The sequence below is a fragment of the Roseivivax sp. THAF197b genome (assembly GCF_009363255.1).
In the GTDB taxonomy this organism is placed as follows: domain Bacteria; phylum Pseudomonadota; class Alphaproteobacteria; order Rhodobacterales; family Rhodobacteraceae; genus Roseivivax.
Window position 1 is genome coordinate 595242 of sequence record NZ_CP045318.1, and the last position, 19039, is coordinate 614280.

17 protein-coding genes are annotated in these 19039 nt (G+C 67.4%); 11 read left to right on the forward strand and 6 right to left on the reverse strand.

The features are described from left to right. Nucleotides 1-7 precede the first annotated feature (7 nt). Nucleotides 8-2287: an NADP-dependent malic enzyme gene (locus FIV09_RS03035; protein ID WP_152448606.1), complete on the forward strand. Its 2280-nt coding sequence runs from the start codon at nt 8-10 to the stop codon at nt 2285-2287. Between the two features lie 417 nt (nt 2288-2704). Here FIV09_RS03035 and FIV09_RS03040 read toward each other — a convergent pair whose 3' ends face one another. Continuing rightward, the gene (locus FIV09_RS03040; RefSeq protein ID WP_152448607.1) at nt 2705-4393 is read right to left on the reverse strand and encodes an NAD(P)H-dependent oxidoreductase subunit E; all 1689 of its coding nucleotides are present in this window, start codon (nt 4391-4393) and stop codon (nt 2705-2707) included. A 192-nt stretch (nt 4394-4585) separates the two neighbouring features. On the opposite strand from FIV09_RS03040, the gene FIV09_RS03045 reads away from it, so the two are divergent. Together FIV09_RS03045 and FIV09_RS03050 are read left to right on the forward strand one after the other, a co-directional pair. Beyond that, nucleotides 4586-5614, forward strand: coding sequence for an alkane 1-monooxygenase (locus tag FIV09_RS03045; protein ID WP_152448608.1), 1029 nt, complete (start codon nt 4586-4588; stop codon nt 5612-5614). Between the two features lie 40 nt (nt 5615-5654). Then, entirely contained in the window at nt 5655-6050 is a 396-nt protein-coding gene (locus tag FIV09_RS03050) for a hypothetical protein (protein WP_152448609.1), read from the forward strand. Between the two features lie 126 nt (nt 6051-6176). Here the strand turns inward: FIV09_RS03050 and FIV09_RS03055 are convergent, their stop codons facing one another. Further along, nucleotides 6177-7082 carry a lytic transglycosylase domain-containing protein gene (locus FIV09_RS03055; protein WP_152448610.1) on the reverse strand — a complete coding sequence of 302 codons (906 nt, stop codon included), beginning with the start codon at nt 7080-7082 and terminating at the stop codon, nt 6177-6179. A gap of 108 nt (nt 7083-7190) precedes the next feature. Between FIV09_RS03055 and ftsY the strand changes: the two genes are divergently transcribed. From ftsY to FIV09_RS03070, 3 genes are all read left to right on the forward strand, one after another. Beyond that, nucleotides 7191-8609, forward strand: a complete 1419-nt coding sequence (ftsY, locus tag FIV09_RS03060) for a signal recognition particle-docking protein FtsY (protein ID WP_152448611.1) — start codon at nt 7191-7193, stop codon at nt 8607-8609. A gap of 175 nt (nt 8610-8784) precedes the next feature. Continuing rightward, nucleotides 8785-9858 (forward strand): glycosyltransferase family 4 protein, encoded by a 1074-nt coding sequence (locus tag FIV09_RS03065; RefSeq protein WP_152448612.1) that lies wholly within the window; start codon nt 8785-8787, stop codon nt 9856-9858. Then, on the forward strand, nt 9855-10637 hold the full coding sequence (locus tag FIV09_RS03070) for an inositol monophosphatase family protein (RefSeq protein WP_152448613.1): 783 nt from the start codon (nt 9855-9857) through the stop codon (nt 10635-10637). The genes FIV09_RS03065 and FIV09_RS03070 overlap by 4 nt, the downstream gene beginning before the upstream one ends. On the opposite strand, the gene FIV09_RS03075 is transcribed toward FIV09_RS03070, so the two are convergent. Further along, nucleotides 10599-11372 carry an FkbM family methyltransferase gene (locus FIV09_RS03075; protein ID WP_152448614.1) on the reverse strand — a complete coding sequence of 258 codons (774 nt, stop codon included), beginning with the start codon at nt 11370-11372 and terminating at the stop codon, nt 10599-10601. The genes FIV09_RS03070 and FIV09_RS03075 overlap by 39 nt on opposite strands. 210 nt (nt 11373-11582) lie before the next feature. On the opposite strand from FIV09_RS03075, the gene ribA reads away from it, so the two are divergent. The 5 genes from ribA to FIV09_RS03100 are packed head-to-tail and all read left to right on the forward strand — an operon-like array spanning nt 11583 to nt 15618. Further along, nucleotides 11583-12668 (forward strand): GTP cyclohydrolase II, encoded by a 1086-nt coding sequence (gene ribA / locus FIV09_RS03080; protein ID WP_152448615.1) that lies wholly within the window; start codon nt 11583-11585, stop codon nt 12666-12668. Continuing rightward, nucleotides 12665-13618: a zinc-binding alcohol dehydrogenase gene (locus FIV09_RS03085; RefSeq protein WP_172975614.1), complete on the forward strand. Its 954-nt coding sequence runs from the start codon at nt 12665-12667 to the stop codon at nt 13616-13618. The genes ribA and FIV09_RS03085 overlap by 4 nt, the downstream gene beginning before the upstream one ends. A gap of 9 nt (nt 13619-13627) precedes the next feature. Then, a complete protein-coding gene (locus FIV09_RS03090) occupies nt 13628-14023 on the forward strand; it encodes a 6-carboxytetrahydropterin synthase (protein ID WP_152448616.1) in 396 nt (131 codons plus the stop codon). Between the two features lies 1 nt (nt 14024). Next, complete coding sequence (locus FIV09_RS03095) at nt 14025-14813, forward strand: class I SAM-dependent methyltransferase (protein ID WP_152448617.1); 789 nt, start codon at nt 14025-14027, stop codon at nt 14811-14813. Further along, nucleotides 14800-15618, forward strand: coding sequence for a RibD family protein (locus FIV09_RS03100; RefSeq protein ID WP_152448618.1), 819 nt, complete (start codon nt 14800-14802; stop codon nt 15616-15618). Before FIV09_RS03095 ends, FIV09_RS03100 begins: the two co-directional genes overlap by 14 nt. A 12-nt stretch (nt 15619-15630) precedes the next feature. Here the strand turns inward: FIV09_RS03100 and FIV09_RS03105 are convergent, their stop codons facing one another. Genes FIV09_RS03105 through FIV09_RS03115 form a run of 3 tightly spaced genes read right to left on the reverse strand, consistent with a single transcriptional unit; the run spans nt 15631 to nt 18958 of the window. Continuing rightward, on the reverse strand, nt 15631-16575 hold the full coding sequence (locus FIV09_RS03105) for a lysylphosphatidylglycerol synthase transmembrane domain-containing protein (protein WP_254702298.1): 945 nt from the start codon (nt 16573-16575) through the stop codon (nt 15631-15633). Further along, entirely contained in the window at nt 16572-18209 is a 1638-nt protein-coding gene (locus tag FIV09_RS03110; protein ID WP_254702299.1) for a sulfatase-like hydrolase/transferase, read from the reverse strand. Before FIV09_RS03110 ends, FIV09_RS03105 begins: the two co-directional genes overlap by 4 nt. Next, nucleotides 18206-18958: a CDP-alcohol phosphatidyltransferase family protein gene (locus FIV09_RS03115; protein WP_152448619.1), complete on the reverse strand. Its 753-nt coding sequence runs from the start codon at nt 18956-18958 to the stop codon at nt 18206-18208. The genes FIV09_RS03110 and FIV09_RS03115 overlap by 4 nt, the downstream gene beginning before the upstream one ends. Between the last annotated feature and the right edge of the window lie 81 nt (nt 18959-19039).

Genomic DNA, 19039 nt, shown 5'->3' on the forward strand with positions numbered 1-19039 from the left:
GGGGCTCATGTCCGATCAGGCCACGGAGACGCAGCGTCAGCTCGCGCTCGATTATCACGAATTCCCGAAGCCCGGTAAGCTCGAGATTCGCGCGACGAAGCCCCTCGCCAATGGTCGCGATCTGGCGCGCGCCTACAGCCCCGGCGTGGCCGAGGCCTGTCTCGAGATCAAGGAGAACCCGGCAGAGGCATCGCGCTACACTGCGCGCGGCAACCTCGTGGCGGTGGTCACGAATGGCACGGCCGTGCTGGGCCTCGGCAATATAGGTGCGCTGGCCTCCAAGCCCGTGATGGAGGGCAAGGCGGTTCTGTTCAAGAAATTCGCGGGCATCGACTGCTTCGATATCGAGGTGAACGAAAGCGACCCAGAGGCGCTGGCCAAGATCGTCTGCGCGCTGGAGCCCTCCTTCGGTGCGATCAACCTCGAAGACATCAAGGCGCCCGATTGCTTCATCGTCGAGGAATATTGCCGCGAGCGGATGAACATCCCCGTCTTCCATGACGACCAGCACGGCACCGCCATCGTGGTGGGGGCCGCGGCGGTCAACGCGCTGCGCATTGCGGGCAAGAACATCGAGGATATCAAGATCGTTTCGACGGGCGGCGGGGCGGCGGGCATCGCCTGTTTGAACATGCTGCTCAAGCTGGGGCTGAAGCGCGAGAATGTCTGGCTCTGCGATATCGAGGGGCTCGTCTATGAGGGCCGCGAGGCGGATATGAGCCCGCAGAAGGCAGCCTATGCGCAAGGCACCGAACCCAAGACGCTGGACGATGTGATCGAGGGCGCGGACATGTTCCTCGGCCTGTCGGGCCCCAACGTGCTGAAGCCCGAGATGGTGAAGAAGATGGCCGATCAGCCGATCATCTTCGCGCTGGCCAATCCCAATCCCGAGATCATGCCGGATCTCGCCCGCGAAGTGGCCCCGGATGCCATCATCGCCACGGGGCGGAGCGATTTCCCGAACCAGGTGAACAACGTGCTGTGCTTCCCGTTCATCTTCCGTGGCGCGCTCGATGTGGGGGCGACCACGATCAATGACGAGATGAAGATCGCCTGCGTGGAGGGGATCGCGGCCATGGCGCGTGCCACGACGAGCGCCGAAGCAGCCGCGGCCTACAAGGGCGAAAGCCTGACCTTCGGGCGCGATTACCTGATCCCGAAACCCTTCGATCCGCGCCTGTCTGCCACCGTATCCGTCGCCGTGGCGCAGGCCGCGATGGAATCGGGCGTGGCCACCCGGCCCATCGAGGACATGGAGGCCTACAAGGCCAAGCTGCGCGCCTCGGTCTTCCGTTCCTCGCTGATGATGCGGCCCGTCTTCGAGGCGGCGGCCACGGCGGAGCGCCGGATCGTCTTCGCCGAGGGCGAGGACGAGCGCGTCCTGCGTGCGGCCCAGGCCATCCTCGAGGAAACCCCCGAGCAGCCGATCCTGATCGGCCGTCCCGAGGTCATCAATGCGCGTTGCGAACGGCTGGGCCTCGAGATCCGACCCGAGCGGGATTTCAACATCGTGAACCCCGAGAACGACCCGCGCTACCGCGATTACTGGACCACCTATCACGAGGTCATGGCCCGGCGCGGTGTGACGCCCGATCTCGCCCGCGCGATCATGCGCACCAACACCACCGCCATCGCCGCCGTCATGGTGCATCGCGGAGAGGCCGACAGCATGATCTGCGGCACGTTCGGCGAATATCGCTGGCATCTGAACTACATCAACCAGGTGCTGGAGACCGGGGGGCTGCATAGCCAGGCAGCACTCTCGCTGATGATCCTCGAGGACGGGCCGCTCTTCATCGCCGACACGCATGTTCACACAACGCCGTCCCCCGATCAGATCGCCGAGACGGTGATCAGCGCGGCGCGGCATGTGCGCCGCTTCGGGCACGAGCCCAACATCGCGCTGTGTTCACAATCGCAGTTTGGCAACCAGTCGAACAATGCGGCCGAACGCATGCGCGCGGCGCTCGGGCTTCTCGACGCCGAGGCGCGGGATTTCTGCTATGAGGGCGAGATGAGCGTGGAGGCGGCCCTCGATCCCGAGCTGCGCACGCGGCTGCTGCCGTCGAACCGGATGCAGGGCAAGGCGAACGTGCTGGTCTTCGCCCATGCGGATGCCGCCTCGGGCGTGCGGAACATCCTGAAGATGAAGGCGCAGGGGCTGGAAGTGGGGCCGATCCTGATGGGGATGGGCAACCGGGCGCATATCGTGACGCCGTCCATCACCGCGCGAGGGCTTTTGAACATGGCGGCGCTGGCGGGCACGCCGGTGTCGAAATACGGGTAATTTCGGACGTTGGCTGTGGGTTTTCACCCACCCTACAGGGCGTATCCGGCTTTGGTGGGTCTCTAGCCCGTCACCCGCGGGACCTTTCGTAGGGTGGGTGAAAACCCACAGCCACCCTGAAAACCCAACTGGCAAAAGCATCATCACGAGCCCGCTCGATGTCGCAGCTGGTCTACCTCCGTCGTGATCTCTTGCGGATATACCTCGGCGGCTGCAGCGATGCCGGACTATCCTCACGCGGAGCAAAGCCGCGCCGCCTTCCGTGCAGGGCCAGCGCCGGTCCGGCGGACTGGCGCTTTGGTGACGTGGGCGCGCGGCTCTACCGGTGCGATGGAGTGGCGAGATAAAGCGCGCAACTCAGTCGACGCTGCGCCACTCCGCCGGACCGGCGCTGGCGCAGCTCATTTGCCGCGGCGCTTAAGACACCTCCTCCGGGAAGTGCTGCATCACCAGCCGAATGGGGTTGGGCGCCGCCTGTCCCAGCCCGCAGATCGAGGCATCGACCATGGCCTGGCTCAGCTCTTCCAGAAGGCCCTGATCCCAGCGTTCGGCCTGCATTAGCTTCACAGCCTTCTCGCAACCCACGCGACACGGCGTGCATTGCCCGCAGCTTTCATCCTCGAAAAACCGCAGCATGTTGAGGGCCGCGTCGCGGGCGCTGTCCTGATCCGACAGCACCACCACCGCCGCGGAGCCGATGAAGGAGCCATGCGGTTGCAGCGTGTCGAAGTCGAGCGGGATGTCGTTCATCGATGCAGGCAGCAGCCCCGAGGACGGACCGCCCGGCTGATAGGCCTTGAAGACATGCCCCTCGGCCATGCCCCCCGCTGCGTCGATGATATCGGTGATCGTCGAGCCCGCAGGCAGAAGGTAGACGCCCGGTTTCGCCACCCGGCCCGAGACCGAATAGGAGCGCAGGCCCGCGCGGCCGTTCTTTTCATGCGCCGACAGCACCTCCGGCCCTTCGCGGCAGACCTTAGCGACCCAGTAGAGCGTCTCGACGTTATGCACCAAGGTGGGTCGCCCAAAGATGCCCACCTGCGCGACATAGGGCGGGCGGTGGCGGGGCAGGCCGCGCTTGCCCTCAATCGATTCGATCATCGCGCTTTCCTCGCCGCAGATATAGGCGCCGGCACCCCGCCGCAGATCGATATATCCCGGTTCGACGATCCCGGCATCCTCGAGTGCCGCGATCTCGCGGCGCAGAATCTCGAGCACGGCGGGGTATTCGTCGCGCATGTAGAGATAGACGCGCTCGGCCTCCACGGCCCAGGCGGCGATCAGCATACCCTCGAGGAAGAGATGCGGCACGCGTTCGAGATAATAGCGGTCCTTGAAGGTGCCGGGCTCGCCCTCATCGCCATTCACGGCCAGGTAGCGGGGCCCGGGATTGCCGCGCACGAAACCCCATTTCTTGCCCGAGGGGAAGCCTGCCCCGCCCAGACCGCGCAGACCCGAGGACAGGACCTTGTCCTGCACCGCTTCCCAATTGCCGCTCTCGCGCAATTGGGCGAGCGTGGCGTAGCCGCCCGCGTCGCGATAGGCGGCGAGGTTTTCGTAGTCGGGGATATGCGCGTGGGTCTCGCCGGCCGCGATGGCCGCGCGGACCTTCTCGGGCGTGGCGTTGTCGATGTGGTTATGGCCCAATTCCAGAACGGGGGCCGTGTCGCAGCGCCCCATGCAGGGCGCGCGCAGGACGCGGACCTCGGCAGGATCGAGCCCGTCTTCGAGGGCCGTGCGCAGAGCGTCGGCCCCCGCAAGCTCGCAGGAGAGCGAATCGCAGACCCGGATGGTCAGCGCGGGCGGCGGCACTTCGTCTTCGCGAACCACGTCGAAATGGGCATAGAAGCTCGCGACCTCGTAGACCTCGACCTGGCTCAGCCGCATCTCGTCGGCCAGCGCACGGACATGCGCGGCGGAGATATGCCCGTACTGGTCCTGGATCAGGTGCAGATGCTCGATCAAGAGATCCCGTCGGCGGGGTGCGGTGCCCAGAAGGGTCGCGATTTCGGCTGCGGCATCATCCAGAAGCGGGCGGCCCTTCGGCAGGGCACGACCCTTGCCCCGTCCCGATTTCCAGACCCCTTTGCCGTTGTCGAGCGCCATGGCCGCCCCCTTGTCGCGATGTTTCCTGCCCCGCTTCTACGCCACAAATCCCGGCAGGGTCAGGTGTCAAACGGCGCATTTTTTGCCCGATGCGACCTCTGGCCGCCGCGAAGAGGCCTTAGAGCCGACGGATTTCCGGGCTATCAAGGTGCGGATCGAGTCTCAAAACGGCGAGCGAGACGGACAGACGCCATGGCGCGCTTTGCATTCATCACCCTGACGGGCGCGGCCCTGCTGGCGCTGGGCCTGGCCTTTGGCGACTTCTGGGCCGGGGCGGGGCTGTTGTACATCACGGTCTTCACGTTCTTCATGGACAAGATCGCGGCGCTGGCCGCACCGGACGCGCCGGAGGGGTCGGAATTCCCCGCGGGCCATGGCTTGTCGACGCTTCTGGGGCTCTTGCACTTCCCGCTTCTCTTCGGAGGCACCGCGATGATCGCGGGCGGGGCGCACGATCTGGCGCCGCGTGTGCTTTTGTTCTTCGGGCTCGCGCTGTTTCTGGGGCAGGTGTCGAATTCCAACGCGCATGAGCTGATCCATCGCGCGGCGCGCTGGCCGCGCCGCCTGGGGGTCGCGGTCTATGTGAGCCTGCTTTTCGGGCACCACGCCTCGGCTCATCGCTACGTGCATCACGTCCATGCCGCGACCGACCGCGATCCCAATTCCGCCCGGCTGGGCGAGGGGTTCTGGCATTTTGCGGCGCGGGCCTGGGCGGGATCGTTCCGCGAAGGATTGCGGGCGGAACGGGGCTTGCGCGCGAAGACACGCCGCGGGTGGCATCCTTACGTGATCTACGGGGCGGGGGCGCTTTCATGCCTGGCGGCGGTGGCGCTCCTCCTCGGCCCTGCGGGCCTCCTCGTCTTTGTGGGGCTGTGCGTCTATGCGCAGTTGCAGCTTCTCCTGTCGGATTACGTGCAGCATTACGGGTTGCGGCGGGGCATGAGCGCGGCGGGCAAGCCCGCCCCCATCGGACCGGTCCATAGCTGGAACGCGCCGCAGGGCTTTTCCTCGGGGCTGATGCTGAACGCGCCGCGCCATTCGGACCATCACGCGAACCCCGCCCGATCCTATCCGGGCCTGCGGCTCGACCGCGCCGACATGCCGATCCTGCCCCATTCCTTGCCCGTCATGGCGGTGATCGCGCTGATCCCGCCGCTCTGGCGCCGCGTGATGGACAATCGTGCGCGGCGATGGGCCGAGCCGGAGCGCATGGCCGCATGACCCCTTTCGCCCACAGCCGACGCGTGGCACGCTGATCTCCATGATACGCGTCCTGATTTTCGCAGCTCTGACCGCATCTTCCGCGCTGGCCCAAAGCGGCCCGCCGATGGATGCGGAGGCGTTCGAGGCCTATACAAGCGGGAAGACGCTGACCTTCTCGGAAAGCGGGCACCCTTACGGGATCGAGCGCTATCTTCCGGATCGGCGCGTGCGGTGGTCGTTTCTGGACGGGGAATGCAAGGACGGGCTGTGGTATCCCGAGGATGACCGCATCTGCTTCATCTACGAGGACAACCTCACCCCGCAATGTTGGCGCTTTTACCGTGAAGGGGCAGGGCTGCGCGCGATCTTCGGCGACGAGGAGACCGGAACGGAGCTTTACGAGGCGGGCGAGGAGGCGGAGATGACCTGCCTCGGCCCCGATGTGGGGGTCTGACGGACAGGGCGTGTTTGCGTTTTTTGGGAAAGGTGAAGCGGGGGCGGGGCACGACAGGGCCAACGGTGGTGTGCTGAAGGGCGCGTAGGAGCCGATGCGGCAAAGGCCGACGCGGCCATCCGGTGCTCAGGGATTGCGGTAGACGGCGCAGACGCAGCCTGCAGCCCGCAACCGGTCACACAGCCTGCCTGCCGCGCGCGCATCCTCCGCGCCAAGGCGCGCCATGTAATAGCCTTTCCGCCCCGAGACGCGGTTCTTCACGAAGACAAGATCGAGGCTCGCGCCCCGTGTCGCCCCCTGGCAGCTTCGCGTGCGGCGCTGATAGGCGGATCGCGCGGCATCGGGGCTGCGCCCGAAGGCCACCTGCACGCCCCAGGGTGCCACGACGGGTTCGGGCGGAGGATAGGCGGTCAGCCTGCGGTTGCGGGCCAGATCGTGACAGGCCGGGCGGAAGGCCAGCCCCTCCTGCAGGGTGAAATCATGGGCCTCGGGGGCCGTGTCGCGCCATGTCTCGGCGGTCAGCCCGGTGATGATCTGCACGTATTGCACCGTCTCGCGGGCAAGCCCGCCGGTTCGGGCGATCAGCCCCTCGGCGCGGCGTTCTCCGCCATTATAAGCCACGGCGGCGAGGCCGAAATTGCCGAAGCGGCGGGTCAGCTCGCCCAGATACTGCGCCGAATGCTCCAGCGCGAGTGCGGGGTTCAGGCTGTCGGAGAGGCCCCGCCGCGCCGCGGTGCTGTCGATGAACTGGGCAATCCCGCGCGCCTTGGCGGGCGACAGCGCGTTGGGATCGAACCGGCTTTCCTGCCAGATGAGCCGGGCGAAGAAATGCGGATCGAGCCCGTGCTGGCGGGCGAAGACCTCGATCGCCTGGCAGGTATCGTGCACGAAATGCGCAGGCCGGATGCATTGCACCGCCGTCCATTTGCCTGCGCTGCAAAGCGTGCCGGGCGGGCGCAGGGGATCGGCCTGCAGCGGCGGGGTGTGCAGGGCGGCGAAGGTGAGAGCCAGGGCAAGGATCAGGGATCGCATCGTCCAAGTCTAAGGGCCGAAGGTGCGCCCCGGTCAATCGCCCTTTTCCTTGGCCGGGGGAGGCGGTAGGGATGCACGGTCTTTTCTGCCCAATGCTGCGGGGTTCCGATGTCCTTTTTCGGCAAGCTGAAATCGAAGCTGTTCAAGTCCTCCTCGAAGCTGGAAGAGGGTCTGGATGCGATCGTCGATGACGGTGGCGCGGCGGAGGAGAGCGCTGAGGCGGAGGTCCGGAAGCCCGAGGTCTCGGAAGACGTTGCGCGGACAGAGACTCCGGTCGAGGACGCGCCAACCGCGCGCGAGGAGGCGGAGGAAGACCTTTCCGCGGGACCGGACCACGCCGAGGCGGACAGCGACGCGCCAGTCGGCGACGAGGTCGATACGCCCGTCCGGTCAGAGGAAACGCGCGCGCCCGAGGACGATACGCCTGCGCAACACGAGACCGCGCCGGAAGACAACAGCCGCGCATCCGAGGCCGCGCCCGAGCCTGCACCTGAACGCGCACCGGACCCCGAACCGGAAGTTCCGCCCGCGCGGATGCAGGATCAGGCCCCCGAGCAACACCACGATCCCGAGCCTGCGCCCACATCGGTCCAGCCGCTCGACATGCCCGCCCCTGCCGAGGAGAAAGCCGCATCGGCGCAGGGGGGCGTTCTGTCGCGGCTCTTCGGACGCAAGACCGGCGTGGCCGAGGTCAAGCGCGTGCTCGACGACGATATGGTCGAAAGCCTCGAAGAGCTGCTGATCAGCGCTGATATGGGCGTCGAGACGGCGCTGCGCGTCACCGCCAACATGGCCGAGGGCCGGATGGGGCGCCGCCTTTCCGCGCGCGAGATCAAGGAGCTTCTGGCCGCCGAAATCGCCCGCATCATGGAGCCGGTGGCCAAGCCCCTGCCGCTTTACCCCACCAAGCCGCAGGTCGTGCTGGTCGTGGGCGTGAACGGGTCGGGCAAGACCACGACCATCGGCAAGCTTGCAAGCCAGTTTCGGGCCGCCGGCAAGAAGGTGGTGATCGCCGCCGGGGACACGTTCCGCGCCGCCGCCGTGGAACAGCTGCAGATCTGGGGCGACCGCGCGGGCGTGCCGGTCCTGACCGCGCCTGAAGGCTCGGATCCCGCGAGCCTCGCCTTCGATGCCATGACCAAGGCGCAGGCCGATGGCGCGGATCTTCTGATGATCGACACGGCGGGGCGGCTTCAGAACCGCGCCGATCTGATGGAGGAGCTTGCGAAGATCGTGCGCGTCATCCGCAAGAAGGACCCCGACGCGCCGCATAACACGCTGCTGGTGCTGGATGCGACGACGGGTCAGAACGCGCTCAACCAGGTCGAGACGTTCCAGAAGTTGGCGGATGTGTCGGGCCTCGTGATGACCAAGCTCGATGGGACGGCCAAGGGTGGCGTGCTCGTGGCGCTTGCCGACCGCTTCGGCCTGCCCATTCACGCGATCGGTGTGGGCGAACAGATCGACGACCTCGCCCCGTTCGATCCCGAAGAATTCGCCGCCGCATTGACCGGGCTGGCGCGGTAAAGCGCAACCGGGCGGTTCGTGCACCGTCTGCGTCGCCGCGTTGCCGGGTTGGAGAAGGTCGCGCGAGCGGATTTGCGCCGTCCGGTCGGGCCTCGGATGCCACGCGGTTGCCCCGGCGTGATTGTCTTGTCCGTGCCGCACCCTATCCTGCCCGATACCCATTGGAGTACGTGCCATGTCCCGCGTCAGCGCCGCCGCCTTCGCGGTTCCCGGCAACCTGTCCCTGCCCACGGGCGGCTACCATTACGACCGCTGCCTCCTCGATGGATTGCGCGCGGAGGGCCGGGATGTCAGCCACATCGCCTTGCCCGCGAGCTTTCCGTTCCCCGGGCCTGCGGACATGGGCCAAGCGGTGGCGCAATTGTCCGACATCCCCGAAAGCCGCGTCCTGCTGATCGACGGGCTGGCCTTCGGCGCGCTCGACACCCGGGCGCTGGACCGGATCGCAGCCCCCATCGTGGCGCTTGTGCACCATCCGCTCGCCCATGAAAGCGGGATGGCAGAGTCAGAGGCGCGCCGCCTGCATGCGTTGGAGCGCGATAACCTCCAACGCGCGGCGCATGTTCTCGTGCCGAGCGGCTATATCAAGCAGGTCCTCGTCGATGAATACGCGGTCGAGGCCGAGCGCATGACCGTGATCCGTCCCGGGCGGCCGGAGGTTCGGGTCGCGCAGGCCGAGGCCGCGCCAGAGGGACCGCCCCTCATCCTGTCCGTGGGCCTGCTGCATCCGCGCAAGGGGCATGACGTGCTGATCTCGGCGCTGGGCCGGATCGCGGATCTGGACTGGCGCGCGGTGATCGTCGGAAGCCCCTGGGAAGAGGCGTATGACACGAAGCTGACCGCCCTGATCTCCGAGCTGGGATCGCAGGATCGGGTGCGGCTCGCTGGGCGGGTCGATCAGGCGGAACTCGATACGCTTTACGCAGACGCGCATCTTTTTGCGCTGGCGACCCGCTTCGAGGGCTACGGCATCGTCTTCGATGAGGCACTGATGCGCGGTCTGCCCATCGTCTCGACCAAGGCCGGTGCGGTGCCCGGCACGGTGCCCGATGATGCGGGCCTTCTGGTGGCTCCCGACGATCCGGCGGCCTTTGCCGAAGCGCTTCGCACGCTTTTGCAGGATCGCGACCGGCACGCGGCCTGTTCCGCTGCGGCGCGGAGGGCGGGCGCGACCCTGCCCAGCTGGACCGATGCCGCAGAGACAGTCGGTGCGATCCTCGACCGCGTGGCCGGGGCGCAGGTTTCATGAGTGCGCGCGACCTTGAGACCGCGATCACCATCGCCGAGGAGGCAGGCGCGATCCTGCTTGAGCATTGGCGCGCGCGTGATCGTCTTGACGTGACGCATAAACGCGCGGGCGATTTCGTCTCGCAGGCCGATGTCGCGGCGGAGCGGCACATAAAATCCCGGCTGGCCGCGCTTTTCCCGGACGACGCCTGGCTGGGCGAGGAGACGGGTGGTTCCGACGACGCGGCGCCCCGCCGCTGGATCGTCGATCCGCTGGATGGCACGACCAACTTCCTGCGCGGTATCCCGCATTGGGCGGTCTCCATCGCTCTTGAGGTCGAGGGCGTGCTGACCGTCGGTGTGGTCCACAGCCCGGCCCAGCAGGAGACCTTCGCGGCCCGGATCGGAGGCACTGCCACGCTGAATGGTGCGCCCATGGCGCCTGCGCATACCGCGACGCTGGAGCCTGCGCTGTTTGGGACCGGCATTCCCTTCGGCACCATGCCGCATATCGACGATCATGCCGCCGATATCGCCCGGCTCATGCCGCATTGCGCGGGCGTGCGGCGCATGGGGGCGGCGGCGCTCGATCTGGCCTATGTGGCGGCTGGGCGGCTCGACGGGTTCTGGGAACGGCGCCTGCAGCCCTGGGATATCGCCGCCGGTCTGGTGCTGGTCCGGCAATCGGGCGCGCGGGTCGAAGGCTGGACGCGGGCAGAGCCGCCCGAGCAATCGGGTACGGTCATTACCGCGCCCCCGGCCTTATTCGACGCCTTTGTAGGGATCATTCGGGGCGGGTGAGCCCGTGCCGCTTTCAAGCCGCGCAAAGAGATCGCCCGAGGTCGCATCGGCAGGCAACGTGTCGAGCCAGGCCTTGGTCGCCGCCGCATCGCGCCAGTCGGACCACATCAGGCCCGCCGTTTCGCCCTGCGCGGGGTTGAAGCAATAGTCGCCCAATTCGCACAGCCGGTCGATCACCGCGTGGCTGAGTAGCGGAAAGCCCGGCAGGAATTCGGTCGAGATGAGCGGCAACGGCTCGGACAGCCCGCCCAGCACATCGAGCTCGAAACCCTCGACGTCGATCTTGACGTAGCGCGGACGTCCGAAGCGGGCGATCAGCCCGTCCAGCGTGACCAGCTTGACCCGCTGCACGCGGTCCCAGCGCACATGCTCGAAACCCGGCGCCGTGGTGGCACCTTCCACGAAATCGGCATGCAGCGAGGACACGGTCGGATGCCGCGACGACACCGCCATATCCGCCTCCGCCTCGGTGCGTCCGGCCGCGGCTTCGATCAGCTCGATGTCACGGGGCAAGGTGCGGCGCAGAAAGCCTGCAAACGGCGCTTGCGGCTCCAGCGCGACGACCCGCGCGCCTGCGTTGCGCATCGTGCGGGAGCGTGTGCCGACATGCGCGCCCACATCGAAAACGAGGTCCCCCGGCGCCAGGAGGGTCCGGTAGAAACGCGTCCAGGCCCGCATCGACACGGGATTGTGATAGATCACCAATGATCGGAGGAAGCCCAGCCAGCGGTCCATTCCATGCCCTTCGTTGTTCCTTCCTCTCACATAGCCCGCCTGACAGGGCGTCCAACGGCGGGATCGGGCGTGTTCGCAACATCCCGCGCATCGCTCTTGCCTCTGCGCTGTCCGAACTAACTACCTCTTATTCATCACAGAACGTGGATTGCGCCGTTGACCTTTTTACGTCCCGCCGGACTTGCCAGACCCCCTGCAGCCGATGCCCTGATGCCGCGTGCTGTCGAATATCTCCTGCGCGCGAAGGGCGACTTGCGGCTTGGTCTGCCGATTGCGCTCGTGGACGGGCAGAAGGTCGCGCTGGTGGCCTGGGTCGAGACGCTGACGCAGGACCGGCTGTCGGCGCTGATGGCGCTTGGCGCGCCGGAACTGGCGCTGACGGCGCATCGCGCGGCGGCACTGGGGATCGGTGATCCGCAGGCGGCCGAGGCAAGCGTCGCGGTGACCCTTCCCGCCGGGGCCGACATGGTGTGGCTCAAGGCCCGCGCGGGCGGCGTGGCGGAGGCGACGCGGCCTGATCCGGGCGCGAACGGTGCCCCGACACCGGGGTCGATCGTCCACCGCGCGGCCATAGCGCTTGCGAAATCCGAACAGATGCTGCCCGCCGCCATTGTCGTGCCGCTTGAGAACGGGCTGGACGTGGCGCACCGGCTCAACCTCATGACCTTGTCGGTCGAGGGCGTGCTCGACGCGCTTGCGCAGGATCGCCGGCAGCATCCTGTCAGCTCTGCGCGTCTGCCCATGGATGTTTCGGAGGCCGGGCGCGTACATGTGTTCCGGCCCGATGATGGCGGGGTGGAGCATTACGCGATCGAAATCGGCGAGCCGTTCGGGCAAGGCCCGGTCACGGTCCGGCTGCATTCGTCGTGCTTTACGGGCGACGTGCTGGGCAGCCGCAAATGCGATTGCGGACCGCAGCTCAATGGCGCCATGGCCGCGATGGCCGCAGGTTCGGGCGGACTGTTGCTCTACCTCAACCAGGAAGGGCGCGGGATCGGGCTGGCCAACAAGATGCGCGCCTATTCCCTGCAGGATGCGGGGCTCGATACGGTCGAGGCCAACCATTGGCTGGGCTTCGAGGATGACGAGCGCGATTTCCGCATCGGGGCCAACATGCTGCACGAGCTGGGCATCACGCAGGTACGTCTGATGACCAACAACCCGGCAAAGATCGCCATCCTCGCAGCGCAGGGCATCGAGGTGGTCGAGCGCGTTCCCCTTCGCGAAGGGCAGACCGCGTGGAACGAAGGCTATCTCGCCACCAAGATCGCCAAGTCGGGGCATTTGCCGCAATGACCGCACGCGCCCTTTGGTGCATCGGCGCGAAGGCGGCGGAACTGCGCCCGGCGGCGCTTGGTGAAGGCGTCGCCGTCGAGACGCTGTTCACGGGCATCAGCCGGGGAACGGAACGGCTGGTCTTCGAAGGCCGCGTTCCCGAAAGCGAGACGGATCGCATGCGCGCACCGGCGCAGGAGGGCACGTTCCGCTTTCCGGTCAAGTACGGCTATTGCGCCGTGGGGCGGGTCAGCGATGGCCCGCTTGCGGGACGCGACGTCTTCGCGCTGCATCCCCATCAGACCGCGTTCCGCATGGATGTGGGAATGCTGACGCCGCTGCCCGAGGGGCTGCCTGCCGAGCGCGCGATCCTTGCGGCCAACATGGAGACGGCGCTCAATGTCCTGTGGGACAGCGGCGCCACGGGGGGCGACCGGATCGCGGTGGTGGGCTCAGGCGTGATCGGCGCGCTCGTGGCCTACCTGATGGCCCGTCTGCCCGGCGCCGAGGTCACGCTCGTTGATGTGAACCCCGACCGCGCCGCATTGGCTGCGACGCTGGGTTGCGATTTTGCCGCCCCCGCCCAGGCGCCGCAGGACTGCGATGTGGTGGTTCATGCCTCCTCCAGCGCGGAGGGGTTGGCGCTGGCGCTGGAGAGCGCGGGGCAGGACGCCACGATCGTGGAGGCAAGCTGGCACGGGGCCGGGACCACGCCCGTGCCCCTGGGCGGTGCGTTTCACAGCCGTCGCCTGCGGCTTGTCAGCTCCCAGGTCGGTCATCTGCCGCCCGCCCGCGCGCCGCGTTGGGATTACGCGCGCCGCATGGCCAAAGCCCTCGAACTGCTGCGCGATCCGGCGCTCGACGCGCTGATCTCGGGCGAGACCCGTTTCGAGGATCTGCCGGAGCATTACGGCAAGATCCTCTCCGATCCCGACACCCTGTGCCACCGCATCCGATACCAGACCACGTAAGGAGACCGCATGTTCGCCGTCGAAGTCCGAGATCACATCATGATCGCCCATTCCTTTGCCTCGCCCATTTTCGGGCCCGCGCAGAACATGCACGGTGCGACCTTCACCGTGGATTCCGCCTTCTACACCGAGGATATCGACGAGCACGGGCTCGTGGTGGATATCGGTCTTGCCACCGAGATGCTGACCGAGGTGCTGGCGCCGCTCAAGTTCCAGAACCTCGACGAGGTGCCGGAATTCGAGGGCAAGTTCACCACGACCGAATTTCTCTGCCGTCACATCTTCGACCGGATGGCCGAGTTCGTGCGCGCGGGCCGTCTCAAGGACGATGGCCGGGTCAAGAAACTGCGCATCCTGCTGCATGAAAGCCATGTTGCCCGCGCCTGGTACGAAGGCGACATCTGACGTGGGGTTTTCCGCCGAATGGCTGAGCTTGCGCGAACCCGCCGACCGGGCCGCGCGCGATGCCGCGTTGATGCAGCGCGCGGTGATGGCCGCGGGGCCGGAGCCGGTGATCCTGGATCTGGGATGCGGGACCGGATCGACCGTGCGGGCCATGCAGCCCTACCTGCCGGAGGGCACGAGGTGGCGGCTCGTCGATAACGACCCCGCGCTCCTGCGCGCGGCGGCGGAATGCGCGGGCGGGAATGCCCAAACCCACCTGATCGATCTCGGTGATCTCGAGGCCCTGCCGCTTGAGGACGTGACGCTCGTTACCGCATCGGCCTTGCTGGATCTTTTGCCGGAGACATGGGTGCGGAACCTCGCAGCGCGGCTTGATGTGCCATTCTACGCCGCATTGTCCTATGATGGGCAGATGGCCTGGAACCCGGGCGATGCGCGCGACGCCGATGTCACGCGGGCCTTCAACGCGCATCAGCGCAGCGACAAGGGGTTGGGGGCCGCACTCGGGCCGGATTCGGTGGCGACCAGCATGGCCGTCTTCGCCGAGGCCGGTTTCGAGACGGAGCGCGCGGAGAGCCCCTGGCGGCTCGGCCCCGAAGCCGCGGCCCTGCAGGCCGAACTGGTCGGGGGCATCGCCCAGGCCGCGGGCGAGGCCGGTGCCGAAAGTGCCGATGCCTGGGGTGCGATGCGCATCGCCGAAGCGCCGCGCGCGACATGCCGGATCGGGCACGGCGATATCCTCGCCATGCCGGGCAGGACCGGGAAGGAGACGACGCATGCAATCCATTGATGTCAGCCCCCGTGTCTGGGAGCGAGTCCTCGCGGTGCGTCAGGGGCTGAGCTGCACCTGCTGCGGTCAGTGGAGCCCGCGTGAAGCGGAGGCGCTGGCGCTTTACGGCCCCCTCGCGCGGCGCGATCTTGGCCCGGTCACGGTGGCGCAGATCGGTCAGTCGCTCGATGGGCGGATCGCGACCGTGACGGGCGATGCGCGCGATGTTTCCGGCCCCGACGGGCTTGCGCACCTGCACCGGATGCGCGCCCTTGTCGACGGTGTGGTGATCGGCGTGCGCACGGCGCTGCATGATACGCCGCGCCTGACCGTGAGGCTGTGTCCGGGCGCCAATCCGGCGCGTATCGTGGTCGATCCCAATGGCCGCTTGCCCGACGATGCCCCGGTCCTGCAGGACGATGGCGCGCGCCGCATTGTCATTCAATCCGTGGATCGTGAACGCCCCGAGGGGGTGGAGGTCATCCGGCTCGAGGCCGTGGACGGCATGCTCGATCCGGCGGCCCTACTTGCGGCGCTCCACGATGCGGGCCTCTCGACAATCATGATCGAGGGCGGGGGCATCACCATTTCGCGCTTTCTGGAAGCGGGGCTTCTGACCCGGCTTCAGGTTGCCATCGCGCCCCTTCTGATCGGCGGCGGGCAGCAGGGCCTGACAATGCCGTCGCCCACGGAGAAGCTCGCCGATGCCATCCGTCCGGACACGCGGGTCTTTTCGCTGGGCTCGGATGTGGTGTTCGATTGCGGTCTCGATGCGACGGCGCTCGCGGCGACTGAAGCGATGCACGATCAGCGCCGGATCATGTAGCGCCCCTGTCGGTCATTGCGGCTGGGCGGGCATCATGCGGCGACCCAGAAGCACGAGCAGACCCGGCAGCGTCGACAGGATCAACACGAGCCCGAAAACGACGCTTGCCGCCAGACCGCCGCTGGCCGAGGCGCCTGCCACGGGAAACAGCGCCGCCGCCGCCCCTTCGCGCAAGCCCCAGCCGCTGATGGTCAGGGGCACCAGCATCGTCAGCAGGATGAGCGGCACGAAGGCCGCGATGGCTGCAGGGGGCAGCCCATGGCCGACAGCCTGCGCGCAGAAGCCGAAAGCGGCGAGGTTGCACAGGGTGGTCGCGATGCTCAGCAGGAGCTGACGCAGGATGACATGACGCGCGGCGAGCGCCCGGATCATCGGCTGCCAGAACGCGCGCAACGCATCGCCCAATCGACCGGGCACGCGCGTCAGGGCATAGACCGCAACAGGCAGACAGAGGCCAATCGCCACGAACAGCCCAACCGGCACGCGCAACCATGCGGGCCAGGTGACGCCGCCCGGCAGTGCCAGCGTGACGAGGAACGCCGTGGCCGTGCAGAGAAAAAGCCCGATCTGACCGGCCAGCCGCTCGAACACCACGGCTTGACCGGATGCCAGCAGACCGGCCTGACCCCGGGCACGAACGGCGCGTTTCGCATCCCCCAGAACACCGCCCGGCAAGGACTGGTTGACCACCTGCGAGAGGTAATATTCCGCGAGGGCCGTGCGCGGATCGAGCGTGATGCCAAGCTGGGCCGCCGTGAGCCGCCAGCGCAGGGCCGAGAGCATGGTCTGCGCGGTCAGCGCGAGAAGGGCCGCGATCAGCCAGAAAGGATCCGCCGAGGCGAGGCTGCGCGCGGCCTCCTCCCCACCCGCAACCCGCCACAGGAGCGCCAGAAGCGCCAGGGCGAGGCCGATCTGTCCCGCGCGGATCAGCCCGGGCGGCAGGGCGGGCCACCTCACGTTTCGCCCTCCGCGATGCGCAGATCCGAGGAGAACGCCTCGATCAGGCGGTCGCGCATGCGGTCCATGGGCAGGACCGGGGTGTCTTCATCGGGCACGAGGCCTGCGGCCCAGTTCCAATCGTCGATCCGGGCCACAAGGTCGGGCGGGCCGACCACATGCATCGGCACCTGCGCATTGTCGTCGAGCGAGACAAAATCAGCCGCCTGGTGATCGCCGAGGACAATCATCAGGGGCGGCGTTTCGGCATGGCGCGCGGCATAGTCGAACACGGTGTCGAGCGCGTAATCGATGGCCTTGCGGTATTGCAGGCGCACGCGGTCACGGTCGCGCCAGACCACCTCGGGCGTGTCGCCGGAGGTGGCCATGTCGTTGAAGATGCGCCCGTCTCCGATCTCGTCCCAAGGCACAAGCTCGGGTATGGGCACCCAGGGCGCGTGCGAGGTGCCGGTCGCGACCTGCACGAAAACGGGCTTGTCCGTCACAGGGTCGCGCAGCAGCCGGTCCATCGCGGAATAGGTATATTGATCCGGCATGGTGACCCAGTTGAAGGGCTCCCCCTCATAGGCGAGATCCGCGGCTGCCAGCACCGTGTCGAACCCCATGACCAGCGATTCCGGCCAGTCGAGCGTGATCTGTGGCATGACCGCCGCGGTGTGAAAGCCCGATCTGGCCGCGATGTGAAACAGCGTCTCACGGCCCGAGGCGAGTGCGGCGCCGTAGCGGGTCTGATCGTTGACCCAAAGCCCGTTGGCGAAGGTCGCGTGGGAGAGCCAGCTCTGCCCGCCGCGCGTCGGCGCCTCCAGCACACCGGAGCGCATGGCGAGTCCGAGGTCGCGGAGCCGCGCTTCGTTCCGGCGCAACGTCTCGCGGTGCAGATCGGCGTAATAGGGCGTATCGAGGCTGGTGCGTCCGTAGCTTTCCACGAAGACGATGACGACATCGCGGTCGATGCGGTCCAGAAGGCCCGTCTGATATGTCAGCGGATCGGTGATCGCGGCGCGGCGGAAGGCGCGCAGATCGGTCAGCGTGTCCTGCGCAAGCGAGATCCGTTCCAGCCCGACCCGCGTGGTAAAGGCCGCACCGGGGGGCGAGACCGGCAGCCGCCACTTGCCCCAGGCCTGTCCGATCTCCGCCGTGACGAGACCCGCCAGCGCGATGATGCCAATACCCGCCACGGGCCATGCCCTGCGGCCCAGCGAAAGGGCGGCCCAGATACCGCTCGCCCACCAGATCGCGGCAGCGATGGTCAGTGTCGCAAGGATCGCGCCGATGGCGGTCAGGATCGCGGGGATCGTGCCTGCGGATCCGGCCAGAAGCCGCAGGCCCGCATCGATCAGGACGAGGTCCGCCACCGGGTTGAAGCCCCGCGCAAGTGCCGTGAACATCGCGAAATCCGCGGTTTTCAGCACGGCGATCAGCGTCAGCGCAAAGGTCAGAAAAACGCGCAGCGCCGTGGCGGCGGGGCCGGAGACCAGCACAAGAGCCAGCAGGATCAGCGGCAGTTCCAGCGCGAACAGGAATGGCGCTTCCCAGGTCATCGCCGCCGGGTGGTTCGGTTGGACCAGAAGGATGTGCAGAACCAGCGCGGCGAGTGTGAGCCTCAGCAGATGCCGGGGCGCGAGGTCGGTCAAGCCCGCCTCCGCCACAGCCAGAGGATATCGCGCCCGAAGGACCAGATGAGCGCAAGAGCCGCGATGGTCACGATGGCGGAGGCATAGACGTCCGGGAGCACAGGCACTTGCAGCGCGATCAGGGCCGCGATCTGGATCACGCAGACTGTTTTGCGGCCGATCCGATCGGGCAGGGGGCGGCGCAGCCACGGCTGAGCGCGGCCCGCGATGGCGAAGAGGTAATGCGGCAGTCCCAGAAGCAGCACGGCGGGACCGGCCGTGCCTGCGGCGAAGGCATTCAGGGCCAAGACCAGACCGAGGGCCGAGTCGACCTCCATGTCGAAGGCGGCGCCGAAGCGCGAGGACAGTCGCTGCCACCGCGCCAGCCATCCGTCGATACCGTCGAGGCACAGCGCCGTGATCGCGAGCACGAAGATTGGCCAGGATGCGGGATCGTCCGAGAAGATCGGCACCACGAGGCAGGCGGTCAGGCCAAGCCGCGCCAACGTCACGAGGTTGGCGAGCCCGAGCGCCTCATGCGGATGATCGCGCATCATGCGGGACCCGGCGAACAGGGCACCGACCAGAAACAGGGCGGCGGCCAGGACGACCTGCACGGGCTCCGCGTCAATGGCGATGGCCGCAAGCGCTGCCACGCCGAGCGCGCCCAACAGGGAGGCCCCCGCAAATCGCGAGACCGGGCCCGGAAAGCGGTGCGCCTTGACCCAGTCGCGCGCGGCGCGCGGGGGATTTGTGTGCAGCGTTGTCATCCCGTTAATTTTAGTGCGCAACCCGGCGCGTCAAGCGCGTCCTGCGTCGACACCGCGCTTGACTCGATACCGCATGTCCCG

What these genes read in the sequence shown, in the direction of transcription:
- FIV09_RS03115 (WP_152448619.1), bottom strand. Translation starts at nt 18,958, where the DNA reads ATGACAACGCTGCACACAAATCCCCCGCGCGCCGCGCGCGACTGGGTC.
- FIV09_RS03055 (WP_152448610.1), bottom strand. Translation starts at nt 7,082, where the DNA reads ATGCGATCCCTGATCCTTGCCCTGGCTCTCACCTTCGCCGCCCTGCAC.
- FIV09_RS03065 (WP_152448612.1), top strand. Translation starts at nt 8,785, where the DNA reads ATGTCCCGCGTCAGCGCCGCCGCCTTCGCGGTTCCCGGCAACCTGTCC.
- FIV09_RS03045 (WP_152448608.1), top strand. Translation starts at nt 4,586, where the DNA reads ATGGCGCGCTTTGCATTCATCACCCTGACGGGCGCGGCCCTGCTGGCG.
- FIV09_RS03090 (WP_152448616.1), top strand. Translation starts at nt 13,628, where the DNA reads ATGTTCGCCGTCGAAGTCCGAGATCACATCATGATCGCCCATTCCTTT.
- FIV09_RS03040 (WP_152448607.1), bottom strand. Translation starts at nt 4,393, where the DNA reads ATGGCGCTCGACAACGGCAAAGGGGTCTGGAAATCGGGACGGGGCAAG.
- FIV09_RS03085 (WP_172975614.1), top strand. Translation starts at nt 12,665, where the DNA reads ATGACCGCACGCGCCCTTTGGTGCATCGGCGCGAAGGCGGCGGAACTG.
- FIV09_RS03035 (WP_152448606.1), top strand. Translation starts at nt 8, where the DNA reads ATGTCCGATCAGGCCACGGAGACGCAGCGTCAGCTCGCGCTCGATTAT.
- ftsY (WP_152448611.1), top strand. Translation starts at nt 7,191, where the DNA reads ATGTCCTTTTTCGGCAAGCTGAAATCGAAGCTGTTCAAGTCCTCCTCG.
- ribA (WP_152448615.1), top strand. Translation starts at nt 11,583, where the DNA reads ATGCCGCGTGCTGTCGAATATCTCCTGCGCGCGAAGGGCGACTTGCGG.
- FIV09_RS03100 (WP_152448618.1), top strand. Translation starts at nt 14,800, where the DNA reads ATGCAATCCATTGATGTCAGCCCCCGTGTCTGGGAGCGAGTCCTCGCG.
- FIV09_RS03075 (WP_152448614.1), bottom strand. Translation starts at nt 11,372, where the DNA reads ATGGACCGCTGGCTGGGCTTCCTCCGATCATTGGTGATCTATCACAAT.
- FIV09_RS03070 (WP_152448613.1), top strand. Translation starts at nt 9,855, where the DNA reads ATGAGTGCGCGCGACCTTGAGACCGCGATCACCATCGCCGAGGAGGCA.
- FIV09_RS03050 (WP_152448609.1), top strand. Translation starts at nt 5,655, where the DNA reads ATGATACGCGTCCTGATTTTCGCAGCTCTGACCGCATCTTCCGCGCTG.